Here is a 255-nt window from a genome sequence, read left to right as displayed (position 1 = left end):
CGTTTTTCCAGAACAATCTTTCTGATTCATTCGGCGTCAAACCACCATTATATTGATGGGGTCTGAGCTGGCTGTAATATTCTGTGATGTAATTCGTTATTGTCGTGCTGGCTTGGCTAAAATTCGCATAGCCATTATCCGGTACCCACTCTGTTTTCAGGCTTCTGAAGAACCGTTCCATTGGGCTGTTATCCCAGCAATTTCCCCGGCGACTCAGGCTTTGCTTTATCTGATATCTCCACAGTAACTGCCTGA

1 protein-coding gene is annotated in these 255 nt (G+C 45.1%); it reads right to left on the bottom strand.

The window, feature by feature from the left end; translation table 11 throughout:
• A partial coding sequence (locus tag V2S86_RS25410) for an integrase core domain-containing protein (RefSeq protein ID WP_330764617.1) occupies positions 1-255 on the bottom strand: 255 nt, incomplete at both ends.

It is taken from the genome of Serratia sp. C2(1) (assembly GCF_036352655.1).
In the GTDB taxonomy this organism is placed as follows: domain Bacteria; phylum Pseudomonadota; class Gammaproteobacteria; order Enterobacterales; family Enterobacteriaceae; genus Serratia; species Serratia inhibens.
Note: the sequence above shows the minus strand (reverse complement) of the source record. Positions and strands in the feature narration are given on the sequence as shown.